General features: G+C 62.6%; 15 protein-coding genes. 9 read left to right on the forward strand and 6 right to left on the reverse strand.

The annotated features are described in order from the left end of the window. Nucleotides 1-23: 23 nt before the first annotated feature. Together CLU91_RS19990 and CLU91_RS19995 are read left to right on the forward strand one after the other, a co-directional pair. Complete coding sequence (locus tag CLU91_RS19990) at nt 24-2,495, forward strand: IPT/TIG domain-containing protein (protein WP_157814743.1); 2,472 nt, start codon at nt 24-26, stop codon at nt 2,493-2,495. A gap of 137 nt (nt 2,496-2,632) precedes the next feature. Beyond that, nucleotides 2,633-3,040, forward strand: a complete 408-nt coding sequence (locus CLU91_RS19995; protein ID WP_100875527.1) for a tautomerase family protein — start codon at nt 2,633-2,635, stop codon at nt 3,038-3,040. Here CLU91_RS19995 and CLU91_RS20000 read toward each other — a convergent pair whose 3' ends face one another. From CLU91_RS20000 to def, 3 genes are all read right to left on the reverse strand, one after another. Next, nucleotides 3,041-3,943 (reverse strand): LysR family transcriptional regulator, encoded by a 903-nt coding sequence (locus CLU91_RS20000; protein WP_100875528.1) that lies wholly within the window; start codon nt 3,941-3,943, stop codon nt 3,041-3,043. A gap of 30 nt (nt 3,944-3,973) precedes the next feature. Then, complete coding sequence (gene fmt, locus CLU91_RS20005) at nt 3,974-4,930, reverse strand: methionyl-tRNA formyltransferase (protein ID WP_100875529.1); 957 nt, start codon at nt 4,928-4,930, stop codon at nt 3,974-3,976. A gap of 95 nt (nt 4,931-5,025) precedes the next feature. Then, nucleotides 5,026-5,568: a peptide deformylase gene (def, locus tag CLU91_RS20010; protein WP_100875530.1), complete on the reverse strand. Its 543-nt coding sequence runs from the start codon at nt 5,566-5,568 to the stop codon at nt 5,026-5,028. Nucleotides 5,569-5,872: 304 nt separating this feature from the next. Here def and dprA point away from each other — a divergent pair, with 304 nt between their 5' ends. From dprA to CLU91_RS20025, 3 genes are all read left to right on the forward strand, one after another. Beyond that, entirely contained in the window at nt 5,873-6,976 is a 1,104-nt protein-coding gene (gene dprA / locus CLU91_RS20015) for a DNA-processing protein DprA (protein ID WP_100875531.1), read from the forward strand. A 94-nt stretch (nt 6,977-7,070) separates the two neighbouring features. Beyond that, complete coding sequence (locus tag CLU91_RS20020; protein ID WP_096233791.1) at nt 7,071-7,535, forward strand: DUF494 family protein; 465 nt, start codon at nt 7,071-7,073, stop codon at nt 7,533-7,535. Nucleotides 7,536-7,798: 263 nt separating this feature from the next. Continuing rightward, a complete protein-coding gene (locus CLU91_RS20025; RefSeq protein ID WP_100875532.1) occupies nt 7,799-10,462 on the forward strand; it encodes a DNA topoisomerase III in 2,664 nt (887 codons plus the stop codon). Nucleotides 10,463-10,529: 67 nt separating this feature from the next. On the opposite strand, the gene CLU91_RS20030 is transcribed toward CLU91_RS20025, so the two are convergent. The 3 genes from CLU91_RS20030 to CLU91_RS20040 all read right to left on the reverse strand — a co-directional run bounded on the left by CLU91_RS20030 (nt 10,530) and on the right by CLU91_RS20040 (nt 14,225). Beyond that, nucleotides 10,530-11,255 carry a hypothetical protein gene (locus tag CLU91_RS20030; RefSeq protein ID WP_100875533.1) on the reverse strand — a complete coding sequence of 242 codons (726 nt, stop codon included), beginning with the start codon at nt 11,253-11,255 and terminating at the stop codon, nt 10,530-10,532. A 76-nt stretch (nt 11,256-11,331) separates the two neighbouring features. Next, nucleotides 11,332-12,744, reverse strand: coding sequence for an alkaline phosphatase (locus CLU91_RS20035; protein ID WP_100875534.1), 1,413 nt, complete (start codon nt 12,742-12,744; stop codon nt 11,332-11,334). A gap of 29 nt (nt 12,745-12,773) precedes the next feature. Next, nucleotides 12,774-14,225, reverse strand: a complete 1,452-nt coding sequence (locus tag CLU91_RS20040; RefSeq protein WP_100875535.1) for an alkaline phosphatase — start codon at nt 14,223-14,225, stop codon at nt 12,774-12,776. A gap of 200 nt (nt 14,226-14,425) precedes the next feature. Here CLU91_RS20040 and CLU91_RS20045 point away from each other — a divergent pair, with 200 nt between their 5' ends. The 4 genes from CLU91_RS20045 (at nt 14,426) to CLU91_RS20060 (ending at nt 18,084) form a co-directional block, all read left to right on the forward strand. After that, nucleotides 14,426-15,295, forward strand: coding sequence for an MBL fold metallo-hydrolase (locus CLU91_RS20045; RefSeq protein WP_198521370.1), 870 nt, complete (start codon nt 14,426-14,428; stop codon nt 15,293-15,295). Nucleotides 15,296-15,315: 20 nt separating this feature from the next. After that, entirely contained in the window at nt 15,316-15,972 is a 657-nt protein-coding gene (locus tag CLU91_RS20050; RefSeq protein ID WP_100875536.1) for a DsbA family protein, read from the forward strand. A gap of 93 nt (nt 15,973-16,065) precedes the next feature. After that, complete coding sequence (locus CLU91_RS20055) at nt 16,066-17,526, forward strand: catalase (RefSeq protein WP_100875537.1); 1,461 nt, start codon at nt 16,066-16,068, stop codon at nt 17,524-17,526. A gap of 171 nt (nt 17,527-17,697) precedes the next feature. After that, on the forward strand, nt 17,698-18,084 hold the full coding sequence (locus CLU91_RS20060; RefSeq protein WP_157814744.1) for a hypothetical protein: 387 nt from the start codon (nt 17,698-17,700) through the stop codon (nt 18,082-18,084). The last annotated feature ends 35 nt before the right edge of the window (nt 18,085-18,119 follow it).

Raw genomic sequence — 18,119 nt, forward strand, 5'->3', positions numbered from 1 at the left:
CTGCATCAGCATGGGTGCCAGCCATGAAAAACCATTTGCTTGTTGCATTGTTTGTCATGCTGGGCCTGTCCGCTTGCGGCGGCGGTGGCGGTGGTGGCGACACGGCGGTGACGACCACCTCGGGCAATCCCGTCGTGATTCCTGCCGTGACGGCCGTCTCGGCGGCGAATGTCGCCGTGGGTGGCAGCCTGGTGGTCAAGGGCACGAATTTGAGCCGCGTGACGGCCTTCCAGGTGGGCGGCGTGACGCTTGCCAGCAGCGCCGCCAGCGACACCAGCGTGACCCTGGCCATGCCGGGCGCGCCCGTATCGGGCGCCTTGAGCCTGGTCAGCGCCAGCGGCACGGCCACCACCAGCTATAACGTCAATGTGTACCTGCCGTTGAGCGTGGGCAGCATCGCGCCAGCGACGGGCGGCGTCGGTTCCAGCGTGACGATCGCGGGCGGCGGCATGGGAGCCGTGACGGCGGTGCAGTTTGGCAATGGCGCGGCGGCGACGCCGCAAAGCCAGACGGCCGGCAGCGTGACCGTGGTGGTGCCCTTGGGCGCGGCAACGGGGGCGCTGACGGTGCGCGGTCCTTACAACGATGCCATCAGCAGCGATGCATACAAGGTTTTGGCGAGCGTGGCCGTGACGTCGATCACGTCGGCCGTCAACAACGGGACCTTGTCGGTGACGCTGCAGGGCAGCAATCTCGACCAGGTCAGCTCGGCTTCGGTGGGCACTACGCCGGCCGTCATCGTCAGCGCCAGTGCCAGTCAGCTGCTGTTGTCTGCACCAGGCTCGGCAACGGGTAACGTGATGCTGTCGGCCGCGTCGCGCATCGCCGTCAATGCGGGCACGGTGTCGGCCTTTACCTTGGGCAGCATTGATTTCGCGCAGGTACTGAACCTGAACGCCAGCAATGCGGCTTTGCGCCTGACGCGCGGCAAGCAGGCCGCCGTGCGCGTGTCCGTGCTGGCCGCGCAAGCGGGCCAGGCCAGCCCCGCCGTGACCTTGATTGCAACCGCCGCCAATGGCAGCAACCTGGGCAGCATCAGCATGAGCGGTCCCCTGGTCTTGCCGATGGCGAAAAGCGATGACAGTTTCAATGGCAATTTCAGTGCCGTCCTGCCTGCAGGCTGGATCTTGCCCGGCGTGCGCGTGCGCGTGACGGCCGTGGGCAATGATGGCGTGCAAGTGAGCCAGGAAGCGGCGCCGGCCGTGTCCAGCGCAGCGCGCATCCGCCTGGTACTCGTACCCTTGAGCACCGATGATGGCGTGGCACAAGTGCCTGACGCCAGGGATATCCGCGCCGCGCTGCTGCGCGTGTATCCGTATGCGACGGAAAACATCAGCATCACCACGCGCGCTGCACTGAGCATGCCTGGCAGCAGCACGGCCGATAGCTGGTGGAGCAACGCCCTGGGGACGTTGGAGGACCGGCGGGTGCAGGAAGACAGCGGCGCCTATTATTATGGTTTCGTACCGAAAATGTCCGTCACCCGTGCCGCCGGCCTGGCCTACATCAACGGCCGCAGCAGCGGCAGCGACAGCACCTCGGCCATCGGCCTGGACGCCCGTGCCATCAATGTCGCGGCGTTCGATCCCTTCGGCAATGGCTGGCCTGAATGGCTGACCACGCTCGTGCATGAACTGGGCCACAATCACTCGCTGCAGCACGTTCCCTGCGGCAGCCCGGCTGGTGCGGTGACCGACTACCCGTATACGGATGGCAATCTGGGCCCGCAACCGCTGTACAACAGCGACTATGCGGGTAGCATCGGCCAGCTGAGCAAGGCCGTCTATGGCGGCACGCCGATGAAGGACGTGATGAGCTATTGCAGCGGTGCCTGGTTCTCCGACTACAGCTATGCGCGGGTGCAGCAATTCCTGGAAAAACGCAGCACGCAAATGACGGGCAGCAATGTGCTGGCGGCCAGCATGGCCGTGGCAGAAAATGGCTACCTGACCATTTCCGGCAGCATCACGCCGGCCGGCGTAACCTTGCGTCCAGCCGTTGCCTCGTCCACGCGTGTGGGCGCAGCGGCCAGCGGCAGCGGCCAGGCGTACACCCTGCGGGTTCTGACGGCATCGGGAACGACGATCGACTGGCCTTTCGATGCGGTAACCGTGGCCGACCACGGCGGCAGCGCCATGCGCCACTTCCGCGTCAGTTTCGCCAACCCGGGCGATATCAGCGACGTGGAAGTATTGTCAAATGGTAAGCCATTGACCCGGCTGGAACGTTCGGCGCGCCGCAGCAAGGCCGCCAACGATGGCAGCTTTGAGGTAACGCAAAGCGCTGGCAAGCTGGCGCTGGTCTGGGATGCCCAGGCGGAGCCGTATGCAGCCGTGCTGCACGTGGCAGCCGATGGCCGCAAGACGGTGGTCGCCAGCGGCTTGACCGGTGGTAACGCCAGCGTCGATGTGAGCGCCTTGCCGGCCGGCGGACGTTTCGAGGTCAGCCTGTCGTCGTCCGTGGGAGGACGTTTGATGAAGGTGCAGCGCCGCTAGGCAAGGGCGCTGGATGCAAGAAGGGCTTGCCGCGGCAAGCCCTGTGTGGAATATGCACAGATCCTGTGCCTGGCGCAGGCTGCCATTTCCCGGCTCGCCTGCCTAGAATGGGGCTTCATCCACTTGCGGAGCATCCCATGCCCATTCTGAACCTGCGTTTATCCACGCCACCCGATGCGCGCCAGTCGGCCGCCATCGCCGCCACCCTGAGCGGCCTGACGGCGCGCCTGCTGCACAAGGCGCCCGAACTGACGTCGGTGGCCATCAGCCATCTTGATGCGGCGCACTGGTTTGTCGGCGGCCCCTCGCTGCAAGCGCAAGGCAAGAGCAGTTTTTTCCTCGATATCCTGATCAGCGATGAAACGAATACGGCGGCGGAAAAAGCGGCGTATATCGCCGCCGTGTTCGCTGCCATGCGGGAGTATCTCGGCGACTTGCACGACGTCAGCTACATCCACGTGCATGACGCGCGCCAATCGGCCTGGGGCTATGGCGGCTTGACGCAGCAGTTCCGCGCCGTGCGCAAGGCGCTGCAGCAGCCGTGATCAATCCCAGCGGCGATCCCGATAGTGTTGCACGGCAAAATCGACGAAGACCCTGACCTTGGGCGACAGCTGGCGGCTGTGCGGATACAGCGCGTACAAGGTGCGTGGGCGCAAGGTGTAGTCGGGCAAGACTTCCACCAGCTGGCCGCTGCGCAGCGCGTCGCGCACGATGAAGGCGGCCGCGCCGGCAATCCCCATGCCGCCCACGGCCGCTTCGCGCAGGGCGATGCTGGTATTGGCTTGCAGGCTGCCGCGCACGGCCACCTTGTGCGCGGCGCCGTCGCTATCCGTGAACGACCACTCCGCCGGCTTGTCGCCGGAGCTGTACATCAGGCAATTGTGCTGCGCCAGCTCTTGCGGCGTGGCCGGATGGCCATGGCGGTCCAGGTAGGCGGGCGAGGCGACGGCCACCGTGCGGCTGCTGGCCAGCTGGCGCGCCACCAGGGTGGAGTCGGGCAAGCCGCGCGCCAGGCGCAGCGCCACGTCGAAGCCATCGTCGATCAGGTCGACGATGCGGTCATTGCAGACCAGGTCGATGTGGATATGCGGATATTGGCGCGTAAATTCGGGCAGCCAGGCGGCCAGTTCCAGGGTGCCGAAGGCCATCGGCGCATTGATGCGCAGGCTGCCGGACGGCTGCGCCTGGTGCATGGCGACGGCGCGGTCGGCCGCGTCAAGGGCGTCGAGGATGTCGCGGCTGGCCAGGTAATATTCCTGGCCGGCGGCCGTCAGGGCGAAGCGGCGCGTGGTGCGGTTGAGTAATTGGGCGCCCAGCTGGCTTTCCAGCTGGCGCACCTGGCGCGAGACGATGGAGTGGGAGATGCCCAGCGCGTTGCCGGCGGCCGTGAAACTGCCCAGTTCCACGACGCGGCGCAGGGCGCGCAGGGCGGTCAGCTGATCCATGGGCGCGTGTTGCGGGTATCGATGACTTAATTAAACGAAGCGCTTGCCTTCGAGGGGGAAGCCCTTGATGAACTCGGCCGCTGGCAGGCGCTTGCCGCCCGGTTTTTGCAGTTCCGTCAGGCGCAGCGAGCCATTGCCGCAGGCCACGACGATGCCGTGCTGGGCGTCGGCCGCCAGCACCTGGCCCGGCGCTTCCTTGCTGTCCGCTTCGAGTACCTCGGCGGCCCAGATCTTGATGGTGGTGCCATCGACCTGGCCGCAGGCGCCGGGAAACGGATTGAAGGCGCGGATTTTCAGGCCCAGTTCCAGCGCAGGCTGGCTGAAATCGAGCGCCGCTTCTTCCTTGGCGATTTTTGCCGCGTAGGTGACGCCCGCTTCCGGCTGCGGCACTGCTTCGAGCGGCTGCTGCTGCATCTTGCGCAGGGTCTCGACGATCATCTTGCCGCCCAGCGTGGCCAGCTTGTCGTGCAGGCTGGCGGTGGAGTCGCCCGCTTCGATGGGCGTGCGCTCGATGGACAGCATGGGGCCTGTATCGAGGCCTTCTTCCATTTGCATGATGGTCACGCCCGTTTCATCGTCACCGGCCTCGATGGCGCGGTGGATCGGGGCGGCACCGCGCCAGCGCGGCAGCAATGAACCGTGGATATTGATGCAAGGTTTGATGTCGAGCGTGCTGCGCGGCAAGATCAAGCCATAGGCCGCCACCACCATCACGTCGTAATCGGTGGCCAGCAGGCGCTCGTGGGCCGCTTTTGCCTCGGCGGCGCGCTGCGGGTCCTTGCTGTCCATGCGCAGGGACAGCGGCTGCAGCACTTCGATGCCATGCTGCTGCGCATATTGCTTGACGGCCGAGGCGTGCAGCTGCATGCCGCGTCCGGCAGGGCGGTCGGGCTGGGTCAGCACCAGCGGAATGTCGAATCCCGCTTCGTGCAAGTCTTTCAGGGCCGTGGCGGCGAATTCAGGCGTGCCTGCGAAGATCACTTTCATATGGTTCCTTGACGTGAGGTGCGCAGGCCCGCGCCGGAGGCGCCAGGCTGGCATGGTGTAACGACGACTGTTGCTGCTTAGTCTACAGCAGTGACTCAGAAACGGCGGTTCTGTGCGCGCAGATTGGCTTCGCGCTCGAGACCGCGGACTTCCTTGATCATCTTTGCCTTGATGCGGTTGCGCTTGAGCGGCGACAGGTATTCGACGAATACCTTGCCCAGCAAATGATCCATCTCATGCTGGATGCAGACGGCCAGCAAGCCATCGGCTTCCAGCTCGAACTGCTTGCCGTGACGGTCCAGGGCGCGCACCTTGATGCGGGCCGGGCGCTCGACGCCATCGTACACGCCAGGCACGGACAGACAGCCTTCGTCGTAGACCTGCTTTTCTTCGCTGGCCCAGGTGATTTCCGGGTTGATGAACACTTGCAGCTGGTTCTTCTCTTCGGTGATGTCGATCACCATCATCTGGATATGCGCGTCCACTTGCGACGCGGCCAGGCCGACGCCTGGGGCGTCGTACATGGTTTCGGCCATGTCGTCGATCAGGGTTTGCAGGCGCTCGCCAAATTCGGTGACGGGCTTGGCGATCGTGTGCAGGCGAGGATCGGGGTAACGCAGGATATTTAATATGGACATACGGATTCGACTGGTTAAGGTGGGCGCCGGTGCGCCTGATTATTCATGCCTGGGCCATGCGGACGATGGCAGGGCTATTTTATGTGAATGCGCTACGGTGGGGCGCGTATGGCGCAACGGCGCGGCAGATGCGTTTGCCAATGCGCTATTCGTTTGCTGCAAAGGGAAATTTTATCACAGACGCCCATGGCGCTGTGGATGCGGGGCTGTTTTGCGGCGCCATTGCACACATTGTTGCGCGCGTCGGTATCGCGTGTCTGCCAGGGCGCTAGCATGGGAAGGCACGGTACACAGCGAGGTTGTCATGCATGCAATTGCAACGACGGCGGAGACGGCCACGGAACTGGCGGGCTGGCTGCGCCTGCAGCATCTGCCCGGCGTGGGTCCGGTGGTGGCGCGCGCCTTGCTGGCCCGCTTCGGCTTGCCACCGGCCATCTTCGCCGCATCATTCGAGGCCTTGCGCGAGGTGGTGCCGGCCAGCGTGGCGCGCGCCATCGTGCAGCCGCCCAAACCGGTGGCCAACAGCCAGCTCGAACTCACCCTGCAGTGGCTGCAGCGGCCCGGCAATGCCGTGCTGACCGTGGCCGATGCCGCGTATCCGCCCCTGCTGCTGGAAATCGCCGATCCGCCGCTGTTGTTATATGTGCGGGGGCGGGCGGAACTGCTGTCGCGTCCCGGCGTGGCCATCATCGGCAGCCGCAATGCCAGCGCACAGGGCATGCAGAATGCGGCCGCTTTTGCGCACGCCCTCAGCGCGGCGGGCCTGACCATCATTTCCGGGCTGGCGCTGGGCATCGACACGCACGCGCACGAGGGCGGCTTGCGCGGCGCCGGCGCCACGGTGGCCGTGATCGGCACGGGTGCCGATTTGGTGTATCCGCGACGTAACCTTGATCTGGCGCAAAGGATTGCCGAACAAGGCTGCATCGTCAGCGAGTACGCGCTGGGTTTACCGGCCATGCCAGCTAACTTTCCGCGTCGCAATCGGCTGATCAGTGGTCTGGCGCGCGGCGTGCTGGTGATCGAGGCGGCCGCGCAATCGGGTTCATTGATCACGGCGCGCCTGGCCGGCGAGCAGGGGCGCGACGTGTACGCCTTGCCCGGCTCCATCCATGCGACGTTGGCCAAGGGCTGTCATGCGCTCATCAAGCAGGGCGCCAAGCTGGTCGAGTCGGCCGATGACGTGCTGCAAGAGCTGCAGTGGCTGGGCGGCATCCCCAGCGCGCCGGCCGTGGCGCAAGACGAGCCGCCGCTGCTGGCCGCGCTGGGCCACGATCCGCTCGATGCCGACACCCTGGCCGCGCGCAGCGGCCTGGCCATGGGAGAATTGATGGGTGAATTGCTGGCACTGGAGCTGGCGGGCTTGCTTGAACGCTTGCCGGGAGGACTATTTCAACGCTGCAAATGACAGCTAGGCACTTGTGTGGCGGCCTTGCCGCACAGGGGGGCTTTGTCGGCGCGCACCCTTGTGTCGTAGCGAACTTAGCTGATAGAGTAGAGCCATGTTCGATATCCTGGTGTACCTCTACGAGACTTACTATCGCCCCGATGCCTGCCCTGAGCCGGCCGTCCTGGCGCGCAAACTGTCGGCCGTCGGTTTCGACGACGTGGAGATTTCCGAAGCGCTCGTCTGGCTGACGGACTTGAACGCCATGGCCGGCGTCGAACAAACCCTGACGGCCAGCTCCACGGGCACGCGCTTCTATGTCAAGCAGGAAAGCGACGTGCTGGGCACGGCCGCCATCGGTTTCATCCAGTTCCTCGAAAGCGCCAAGGTGCTCTCGCCGCTGCAGCGCGAAATCGTCATCGAACGGGCGCTGGCGCTCGACGAGGCACCCGTGTCGCTGGGCAAGCTGAAAGTCATCGTGCTGATGCTGCTGTGGAGCCAGGGCAAGGAACCGGACGCGCTGATGTTCGACGACCTGTTTGTTGACGACGAAGACCTGCCTCCCCGCTTGTTGCACTAATATAGTGTCATCACTGGCGCCGCCGTCCCGCCATCCCCTTTACTATGTGCCGCACCTGCGCCCACGCCAGCCCATTGTGTTTGCGCTGGCGCATTCTTGCTTGCAGATAACTTGCCGAATTCTTCAATAGGCGCTTATCATTGGCCGCTTGACAAGACCACAAGTCACAAGGCATTGCGCAGACAAAAGCGTCGATGCCTGGCAATGCACTGTATGATGCGCATGCTGAAACTATCCTAGAGCATTTTTCGAGACCACAAAATATGACAAAAACCCTCATCATCGCCGAGAAGCCTTCTGTCGCGAACGATATCGCGAAGACGCTTGGCGGCTTCACCAAGCACGATGAGTACTTTGAATCGGATGAATACGTCCTGTCGTCGGCGGTCGGCCACTTGCTGGAGATCGCCGTACCGGAAGAATTCGACGTGAAGCGCGGCAAATGGAGTTTCGCGCACTTGCCGATGATTCCACCGTATTTCGCGCTGAACCCGATCGCCAAGACGGAAGCGCGCCTCAAAGTATTAAACAAGCTGATCAAACGCAAAGACGTCACCACCCTCATCAACGCATGCGATGCGGGGCGCGAAGGCGAGCTGATTTTCCGCCTGATCGCGCAAAACGCGAAAGCCAAGCAACCGGTCAAGCGCCTGTGGCTGCAGTCGATGACGCCGGGCGCCATCCGCGACGGTTTCTCGCACCTGCGCAGCGATGAAGAAATGCTGCCGCTGGCGGACGCGGCCCGCTGCCGTTCGGAAGCCGATTGGCTGATCGGCATCAATGGCACGCGTGCCATGACGGCGTTCAATTCGAAAGAAGGCGGCTTCTATCTGACCACCGTGGGCCGCGTGCAGACGCCAACGCTCTCGATCGTCGTCGAACGCGAAGATAAAATTAAGAAATTCGTGCCGCGCGACTTCTGGGAAGTGCGCGCCGAATTCGTCTGCGCGGCCGGCATCTATGAAGGCCGCTGGCTCGACACGAAATTCAAGAAGGACGAGAACGATCCCGAGAAGCGCGCCGAGCGCCTGTGGAGCAAGACGGCTGCCGACTCGATCGCCACCGCCTGCCGCGGCCGCCAAGGCATCGTCACGGAAGAATCGAAACCGACCACCTCGATGGCGCCGGGCCTGTTCGACCTGACCAGCCTGCAGCGTGAAGCGAACTCGCGTTTCGGCTTCTCGGCCAAGAACACCCTGGGCCTGGCCCAGGCGCTGTACGAAAAGCACAAGGTATTGACGTATCCGCGTACCGATTCGCGCCACTTGCCGGAAGACTACATGCCGACCGTGCTGCAGGCGCTCGAAACGGTCAAGGACAACAGCAACTACCACCAGTTCGCCAAGCAGATCATCGACAAGGGCTGGGTCAAGCCGAACAAGCGCATCTTCGACAACACGAAGATCTCGGATCACTTCGCGATTATCCCGACGACGATCGCGCCCAAGAATTTGTCCGAGCCGGAACAAAAATTGTACGACCTGGTCACGCGCCGCTTCATGGCCGTGTTCTTCCCGCCTGCGGAATTCCAGGTCACCACGCGCTACACGGAAGTGTCGGGTCATCAGTTCAAGACTGAAGGCAAGGTCATGACCAATCCGGGCTGGCTGGCCATCTACGGCAAGGAAGCATCGACGGACGCCGACAAGGAAAGCAATGGCAACGGCAATCTGGTGCCGGTCGCCAAGGGCGAGAAAGTGCAGACGGAAAGCGTCAGCGCCAACGGCCTGGTGACTAAGCCGCCAGCGCGCTATACCGAGGCGACGTTGCTGTCGGCCATGGAAGGCGCCGGCAAGCTGATCGACGACGACGAGCTGCGCGATGCGATGGCTGGCAAGGGTCTGGGCACGCCAGCGACGCGCGCGGCCACCATCGAGGGCTTGCTGACGGAACGCTACCTGATCCGCGAAGGCCGCGAACTGATCCCGACGGCCAAGGCGTCGCAGCTGATGACCTTGTTGAAAGGCCTGGGCGTCAATGAATTGACGGCGCCGGAGCTGACGGGCGAGTGGGAATACAAGCTGTCGCAGATGGAAAAAGGCAAGATTTCGCGCGAAGAATTCATGCGTGAAATCGCGCAGATGACGCAAATCATCGTCAAGCGCGCCAAGGAATACGACAACGACACGATCCCTGGCGACTACGCTACTTTGGAAACGCCGTGCCCGAATTGCAGCGGCGTGGTGAAGGAAAATTACCGTCGTTTCGCCTGCACCAAGTGCGAATTCTCGATGAGCAAGACGCCGGGTTCGCGCCAGTTCGAAATCGCCGAAGTGGAGCAGTTGCTCAAGGACCGCACCATCGGCCCGCTGCAAGGATTCCGCTCGAAGATGGGCCGTCCGTTCGCCGCCATCCTGCGCATCGTGCGCGATGAAGAGATCAAGAACTTCAAGCTGGAATTTGATTTCGGCCAGAACGACGAGAGCGAAGATGGCGAAGGCGTCGATTTCACGGGCCAGACGCCCGTGGGACCTTGCCCCAAGTGCAACGCCGGCGTGTACGAAATGGGCCTGGCCTATGTGTGCGAACACAGCATGGCCAAGCCGAAGACGTGCGACTTCCGCAGCGGCCGCATCATTTTGCAGCAGGAAATCTTGCCGGAACAAATGGCGAAACTGCTCAACGATGGCAAGACGGACTTGCTGCCGGGCTTTGTATCGCAGCGTACCCGTCGCCCGTTCAAGGCTTTCCTCGTGCGTGGCAAGGATGGCAAGGTGAGCTTCGAGTTTGAAGAGCGCAAGGCCAAGCCGGGCGCGAAGACGAAGGCGGCGGCCGTTGAGGCCGAAGGCGAAGAAGGCGCGGCGCCAGCGAAGAAAACGGCGGTCAAAAAGGCTGCCGTGAAGAAAGCGCCAGCGAAGAAAGCTGCGGCCGCGAAAAAGCCGGCCGCCAAAAAAGCGCCGGCGAAGAAAGCGGCAGCGGCCGAGTAATCGGGCGCCAGCCACAAAAAAGCCAGGGATGTCCCTGGCTTTTTTACGTCCCGATGTTAGTTGGCTCTTAGTCCAGGTAGTCCGAGTATTCGCGCTGCGCGTAGTTCTGCAAATTCGCCCATGGCTGCGCCTTGCTGACGCTCGCTTGCAGCTTGACGTCGACCCGGCGATAGAAGGTATTTGCGCGGTCGCCGCTTTCGATGACCAGGGGAATCTGCTTTTGCTCATCCCACAGGATGCGCTGGAACACGCCATTCTTTTCCACTTCGCGCCAGCGCGCGCCCGTCACGTTCGATGCCTGTTTCGACAGCGGCATGGCGGCCACCAGTTTCGGGTCCAGCAGGTAAAAACTGTTTTCCCAGGAACCGTCGAAATTGACGTTTTCGTACTCGGCCTTGGGAATCGAGACGACGATCTTGTCGTGTGCATCGATGTATTCCACGCGCACGGTATTCTTTTCCAGCATCACATGGCGCGGGATCAGCACGGGATTGAAGTGCTTGTGTTCATGTTGCGTGGCCTTCAGCGCGACTTTGGTGTTGTCGCCATGCTTGTGGCCCGCATGCGCGTCCGTCGACGGCGCCAGCACGCGCTCGACCCACACGTGGCCGGGGCGGCGCAGCATTTTTTCTTCGTAGCGGCTCTCGCGCGTCACGCCTTCCGGCGTCAGCACGCGGCTGTAATAGGTGATGCCCAGGTCCAGGTCGGCGGGTGCGGCAGGGGTTGCAGGAGCGGCTTGCGCGGTGCCCGCGAAGCCGGCGGCCAGGAGGACGGCGATCAGGGTCGATTTCATGGTGTTGCCTTTACGTGCAGAGGGGCGGAGGGCAACGCTGCCATCCGCCCCGGTGGGGTTACCGTGTTGATGCAGATCAGAAGCCGAATGCCGCCTTCAGCAAGTCGAATACCTTGGTGTTGTCCAGCGTGCCCTTGAAGGCCTTGGCGCCGGCACCCGTGGCCAGCAGCTTGACGTCGCCGCCGCCGTGGGTTTCGCTGGCCAGGCGTACGCCTGTTTCTTGCAGGTAGTTGTCGGACAGGGCCGTGGCGCTGTCGACGTTGGTGCGCAGGTCAGGGCGGTTCGGGCCGTTGCCGAACACCAGGGTGGTGTAGGTATTGCCGTCTTCATCCTTGCTAGGCTGGTTATCCTTGTAGCCGCGGTTGATGTCGAGGATAGGATTGCCGCGCTTGCCGTAGCCGTTGAACGCCAGGGTGTGGTCGTGGTCGGCCGTGACGACGATCAGGGTGTTTTCCAGCTTCGGATCGGTTTCCCTGACCTTGTCGATGGCCGCCTTGATGGCGTCGTCGAAGGCGATGGTGTCGACCAGCGCGCGCTTGGCATTGATGCCGTGCAAGGCGTGGTCGATGCGGCCGCCTTCGACCATCAGGAAGTAGCCAGCGTTGTTTTTCGACAGCAGGTCGATGGCTTTCAGCGTCATTTCCGACAGGCTAGGCTGGTTGGCGCCGTCGGCCGATGGCTTGGACGAGGTGCGGTCCAGTTCATAGTCGAGGTGGCTCTTCGCGCTGTACAGGCCGATGAATTTCTTGTTGCTCGGCGCGGCAGCCATTTCCGCCTTGTTGGCGGCCACGGTGTAGCCCTTGGCCGCGAATTCGGCCAGCAGGTCGCGCCCGTCGGCGCGGCCGGCCTTGTTGCTGGCCGACCATGGCGTGAAGTGGTTGCGTCCGCCACCCATCAGCACGTCCACGCCGTCGCCCAGGGCGGCGTTATAGCCGGCGCCGCCAGGCGCCGTTTGCGCGGCGATCGCGTATTGCGCATTGCGGTTGCAGATGTGCGAGAAGGTCGTCGCCGGCGTGGCATGCGTCAATTCCGTGGTGGTGATGGCGCCCACGGCCTTGCCCTTGGCTTTTGCCAGTTCCAGGATGGTCGGCACGCTCTTGCCGCCGGCGGGGCAGTTGTCCACGCCCAGGTTGCCGTTGGCGTCGCGGCCCGGTTCCTTGGCGATGGTGTCCTGCGCCATCGAGATGACTTCATTGTTCATTTTGACGCCGGTCATGTAGGCGGCCATCGATGGGGCGCTGTCCGTCGTTTGTGCATCGTGCGAGAACGTCTTGATGCGCGCCGTGCGTTCCAGCTTGTCCATGTTCAGGCTGCCTTCTTCCTTGTACTTGAAGATGCGCGCTGCCGTCACGACGGAAGGACCCATGCCGTCGCCGAGGAAGAAGATGACGTTCTTGGCGTCGGCGGCGTAGGCGCCGTTGGCAACGCTGGCGGCCACGAGCGTGGTCAGCAGCGACAGTTTCAAGGCGGATTTCAATGCTGGTTTCATATGCTTGTCCAATTCTTGTCTCTTGGGGATTACAGACCGCCGGCGGTCTTGACCAGGCCGAATACTGTGGTGTTGTCGATGGTGCCCAGGAAGGTTTCCGAACCCTTGCCGATGGCGCCCAGGAAGACGTCGGTGCCGCCGTGGGTTTCATTGCCGACCGCAGTGCGGATCACCGCTTCCTGATGGTAAGTGTTGGCGCTGGTGACGGTTTCATCGAGGCTGGCCATGGCGGCGCGGCTCGATTGCGTGCGCTTTTCGCCATTGCCGAAGCCGATGATCGAGTACGGTGCGCCGTCCAGGTCTTTCTCGACCGCGCCGGTGACGTAGTTCTTCACCACGCCCAGCACGCCAGCGTTGCCGGCAGCCGTCTTGCCGGTGCGCTTGGCGTAGCCGTTCAGCACCAGGGTGTGGTCATGGTCGGCCGTGACGACGATCAGGGTATTGGCCAGGGTCGGGTCGGTGAGCTTGGCTTTTTCGATGGCGGCCTTGATGGCGTTGTCGAACGCGACCGTGTCTTGCAGGGCCTTCTTGGCCGTCGTTTCGTGCAGCGCATGGTCGATGCGGCCGCCTTCGACCATCAGGAAATAGCCCTTCTTGTTCTTGGCCAATACATCCATGGCCTTGGTGGTCATTTCCGCCAGGCTAGGTTCCTTGGCCGCATCGCGGTCCAGGTCATAGCTCATGTGGCTGGAGGTAAACACGCCGAACAAACGCTCCGTCTTGGCCGCATCGACGGCCTTGAAGTCGGTGGCGTTGTTGGCGATGGTGTAGCTCTTCGCTTTCAGCTCGGCCACCAGGTCGCGGTCGTCGGAACGCTTGCCGCCGTTCTTGAATGGCGTAAAGAATTGCGCGCCGCCGCCGAGCACCACTTCCAGGCCCGTGGTACCCAGGGCGCTGTTGTAGCCCGTGCCGCCTGGCACGAGGGCTGCGGCGATATCGTTTTCCAGGTCGCGGTGGCAGATGTGCGAGTAGGTCGCTGCCGGCGTGGCGTGCGTCACGCGCGCCGTGCTGACGACGCCGGCCGCGTAGCCCTTGGCCTTGGCCAGTTCCAGCAAGGTGGTGGCGGGCGTGCCGTTGCCGGTGCCGCATTTGTTGACCAGCTTGTTGCCGTTGGCATCCTTGCCCGGATCGATGGCGAGCGTGTTGGCCGACATGGAAATGACTTCATTGTTCATTTTGATGCCCGTCATGTAGGCGGCCATCGATGGCGCGCTGTCGGTGACTTGCGCATCGTTCGAGAAGGTCTTGACGAAGGCCGTTTCCGGCAAGGTATCCATGGTCAGTTCGCCTTCTTCGCCTACCGAGTAGATGCGCGCGGCCGTCATGGTGGTCAGGCCCATGCCATCGCCGAGGAAGAAGATGACGTTTTTCGGTGCTGCTTCGGGCGCCACATCTTCTTTTTTGGCGTCGCTGCCGCAGGCGGCCAGCATCAGGGTGATGGCGACGCTGCAGCCAGCGACGGAAATTTTTCTGCGTGTCATGTGGTTCATCCGGCTAGGTTTGAAAGAGCTAGCAAGATAACAATCCAATGTGACACCCTCATGACGTTGTGACACATTTGGCATTCAATGGCCGTCGATTGCGCCGAAAAATGCAACAAACTATTGCATTTTTACGGGTTTTTCTACCGGATTGAGCAACGTAAGATGCATGCATCCCAATCATCTTGTGAAGGCGCATCATGTTCTCCAAATCCATCAGCAGCGTTCTTGTTTCCACCCTGTTTGCCGCCGGCGCCGCCTCGGCCGCCGCCAGCGCTCCCCTGACCCTGGAAGTGTTCAACCCGGGCGAAGCGGCCATCTTCCCCGTCGCTTCCGTATTGGTCGCGGGCAAGCATGACGCCGTGCTGATCGATGCACAGTTTTCCCGCGCCGAAGCGCAAAAGCTGGTGGAAAAGATCCGCGCCAGCGGCAAGAATCTGACGACGGTATACATCAGCCACAGCGATCCCGATTTTTACTTTGGCCTCGACGTGATCAAGGCAGCTTTCCCGCAGGCAAAAATCGTTGCCACGCCGGAAACCGTGGCCGAGATCCGCCGCAAGGCTGACGCCAAGGTTGCCTACTGGGGCCCGATCCTGAAAGACAATGCGCCGAAAAGCATCGTCATTCCGGAAGCGTTGAAAGGCAAGCACATCGCCCTGGAAGGCCAGTCGCTCGATATCGCCGGCCCGACGCCAGCGCGCACTTATGTATGGATTCCGTCGATCAAGGCCGTCGTTGGCGGCGTGGCGCTGTTTGGCAACTTGCACGTGTGGACGGCCGATACGCAAAGCCTGCAATCGCGCCAGGACTGGCTCAAGACACTGGACGGCATTGCCGCTTTGAAACCCGTCACCGTCGTGCCCGGCCACTTCAAGGTCGGCTCGCCCCTGACGCCGGACAGCATCGGTTTTACGCGCGACTACCTGGTGACGTTTGAAGCGGAAACGGCCAAGGCCGCCAATTCGGCCGCCCTGATCGAGGCGATGAAAATGCGCTATCCGAAGCTGGGTCTCGATGGCGCTTTAGAGACCAGCGCCAAGGTAGCCAAAGGCGAAATGAAATGGTAAGCGGCAACAAGGAGGCTCTCATGCCCACACTGCACTACATTTTCGATCCGCTGTGCGGCTGGTGCTACGGCGCCGCGCCGCTGGTCGAGGCGGCGCGCGCCGTGCCGGGACTGACGGTGGCGTTTCACGGCGGCGGCATGATGACGGGCAGCAATCGCCGCCAGATCACGCCCGCATGGCGCGGCTATGTGCTGCCGCATGACCGGCGCATCGAGCAATTGTCGGGCCAGCCGTTCGGCGACGCCTACGTCAACGGCTTGCTGAACGACACCACGGCCATGATGGATTCCGAGCCGCCGATCACGGCCATCCTGGCGGCGGAAGTGCTGGCTGGCAAGGGCCTGGACATGCTGCAGCGCGTGCAGCGCGCCCATTACGTGGATGGCTTGCGCATCGCCGACCTGCCCGTGCTGGTGGCGCTGGCGCAAGAGCTGGGCCTCGATGGCGCCGCCTTCCAGACGGAATATGCGCGGCAGGCGGGCGCTGCCACGCAGCAGCATATCGACGCCAGCCGCGCCTTGCTGGCGCAGGTGGGCGGACAGGGCTTTCCCACGTTCGTGCTCGACGATGGCAGCGGCAAGCTGTCCGTGATCGATATCGGGGGCTTTTTGGGCCAGCCCGCGAAGTTGCAGGCGCAACTGGGCGGCGTGTGCGATGCGCAAGGGTGTGCATTGTAAATAGCTATCAACTCGATAAAATCAATTAACTTTTCCTTTGTTGTTGATCTCGTTACACTGATTCCATCAGTCAACAACGAAGGAAAAGCAGTCATGAGTCAACAGCCGCCATTCAGCACCGCCTCGGGCATTCCCGTCGCCGACAACCAGAATTCCATCAGCGCCGGCCCCCGTGGCCCCCTGCTGCTGCAAGACTTTCACCTGATCGAAAAACTCCAGCATTTCAACCGCGAGCGCATCCCCGAGCGCGTGGTGCACGCAAAAGGCTCGGGCGCCTATGGCACCTTTACCGTCACGCACGACATTTCGCGCTACACCAAGGCCAAATTGTTTGCTGAAGTGGGCAAGCAGACGGCCACTTTCGCGCGCTTTTCCACCGTCGGCGGCGAACGCGGCAGTGCCGATACGGAACGCGATCCCCGCGGTTTCGCCGTGCGTTTCTATACGGAAGAGGGCAACTGGGATTTGGTTGGCAACAACACGCCGATGTTCTTCATCAAGGACCCGATCAAGTTTCCCGATTTCGTCCACACGCAAAAGCGCGATCCGCAAAGCAATTTGAAATCGGCCGAGATGATGTTCGATTTCTGGAGCCATGCGCCGGAAAGCCTGCACCAGGTCACCATGCTGTTTTCGGACCGGGGCACGCCGGACGGCTACCGTCACATGGATGGCTTCGGCAGCCACACGTATAGCCTGATCAATGCGGACGGCCAGCGCGTGTACGTAAAATGGCACTTCAAGACGCGCCAGGGTATCAAGAACCTGCCTGCGGCGGAAGCGGGCCGCCTGGCCGGTGCCGACCCCGATTACGCCCAGCGCGACCTGTTCGGCGCCATCGCGCGCGGCGACTTCCCGCAGTGGGAAGTCAAGCTGCAGGTGGCCACGCAGGAGCAACTCGATGCATGGGAGCAGCGCACGGGCTGGAACCCGTTTGACCTGACGAAAGTGTGGCCGCACGCGGACTTCCCGCTGCTGCCGGTGGGTATTTTCGAGCTGAACCGCAACCCGGACAATTATCACGCGGAAGTCGAGCAAGCGGCCTTTTCGCCGGCCAATGCCGTGCCGGGCATGGGGTATTCGCCGGACAAGATGCTGCAAGGCCGGCTGTTCGCCTACCACGACGCCCAGCTGTACCGGGTCGGCACGAATCACCAGCATCTTCCCGTGAATGCGGCGCGCTGCCCCTTCCACAACCAGCAGCGCGACGGCGGCATGGCCATCCACAATGGCAGCTCGGCGCAGAACTACGCCAATGTGGCGGCGGCAGGCACGCAGCCGCAAGGCCTGGGCCATGGTGAACCGGTGCTGGCGCTTGACGGCGGCGCGGCGCGCTACGATGGACGCGGCGTGGAAGACGATTACACGCAGGCCGGCAATCTGTTCCGTCTGATGTCTGGCCAGGCGCAGCAAAACCTGTTCGACAATCTGGCAGGACCGTTGAGTCTGGTACGGCCGGAAACCTTGCAGCGTCAGCTGGCCCACTTCGACCAGGCGGATGCCGCCTACGGCGCTGGCGTGCGGGCCGCCTTGCAGGCGCGCGGCGTGGCCTGATAATCGTGTGTTGCAGGCGGAACAGATTTGTTCCGCCTGTTTGATGCAGCACAAATTCGTGCTTGATATAAAATATTGCCGTATGGACATATTTGCCGTCCATGCGTAGACTTGTCGGTCTGATGATTGCGCCGTCTTCCTGGCGGCATCCTGACTAGAAAGTCTTGCAATATGAATATGGTGAAGCTGTCGGTGCATGGGGACGACCCCACGCTCAAATCCATTCTCGAAGTCTTGCCCACGGATCCGGAACGGCAATGGCGCAAGGGCGAGGCGAAGGGCGCGGCAGGTCGCGTGCATCTCGATTCCGGCTTCGAAGTGCTGATCGCGCAGGCGCCCAAAGCGCAAGTATTGCCCTCGCGCATACGCAGCTACCTGGCCGAATGCCGCTCGCGCGGCGTCAGCTTTACGATGCCGCGCATCGTGGCCGAGCTGCAACTGGAATTGAGCGGCGACGACACGGTCGATGCGCCGCTGGACCTGACCCTGGCCGACATGCAGCACCTGACGGAGATGGGCATCAGCCTGAGCCTGGTGACGCGCTGCGCCGAGGCTTGATTCCCGTGTGACACTTGAAAAAAATGGCCACCTGT

Origin of the sequence: Janthinobacterium sp. 64 (assembly GCF_002813325.1) — a bacterium.
Taxonomy (GTDB): Bacteria; Pseudomonadota; Gammaproteobacteria; order Burkholderiales; family Burkholderiaceae_D; genus Janthinobacterium.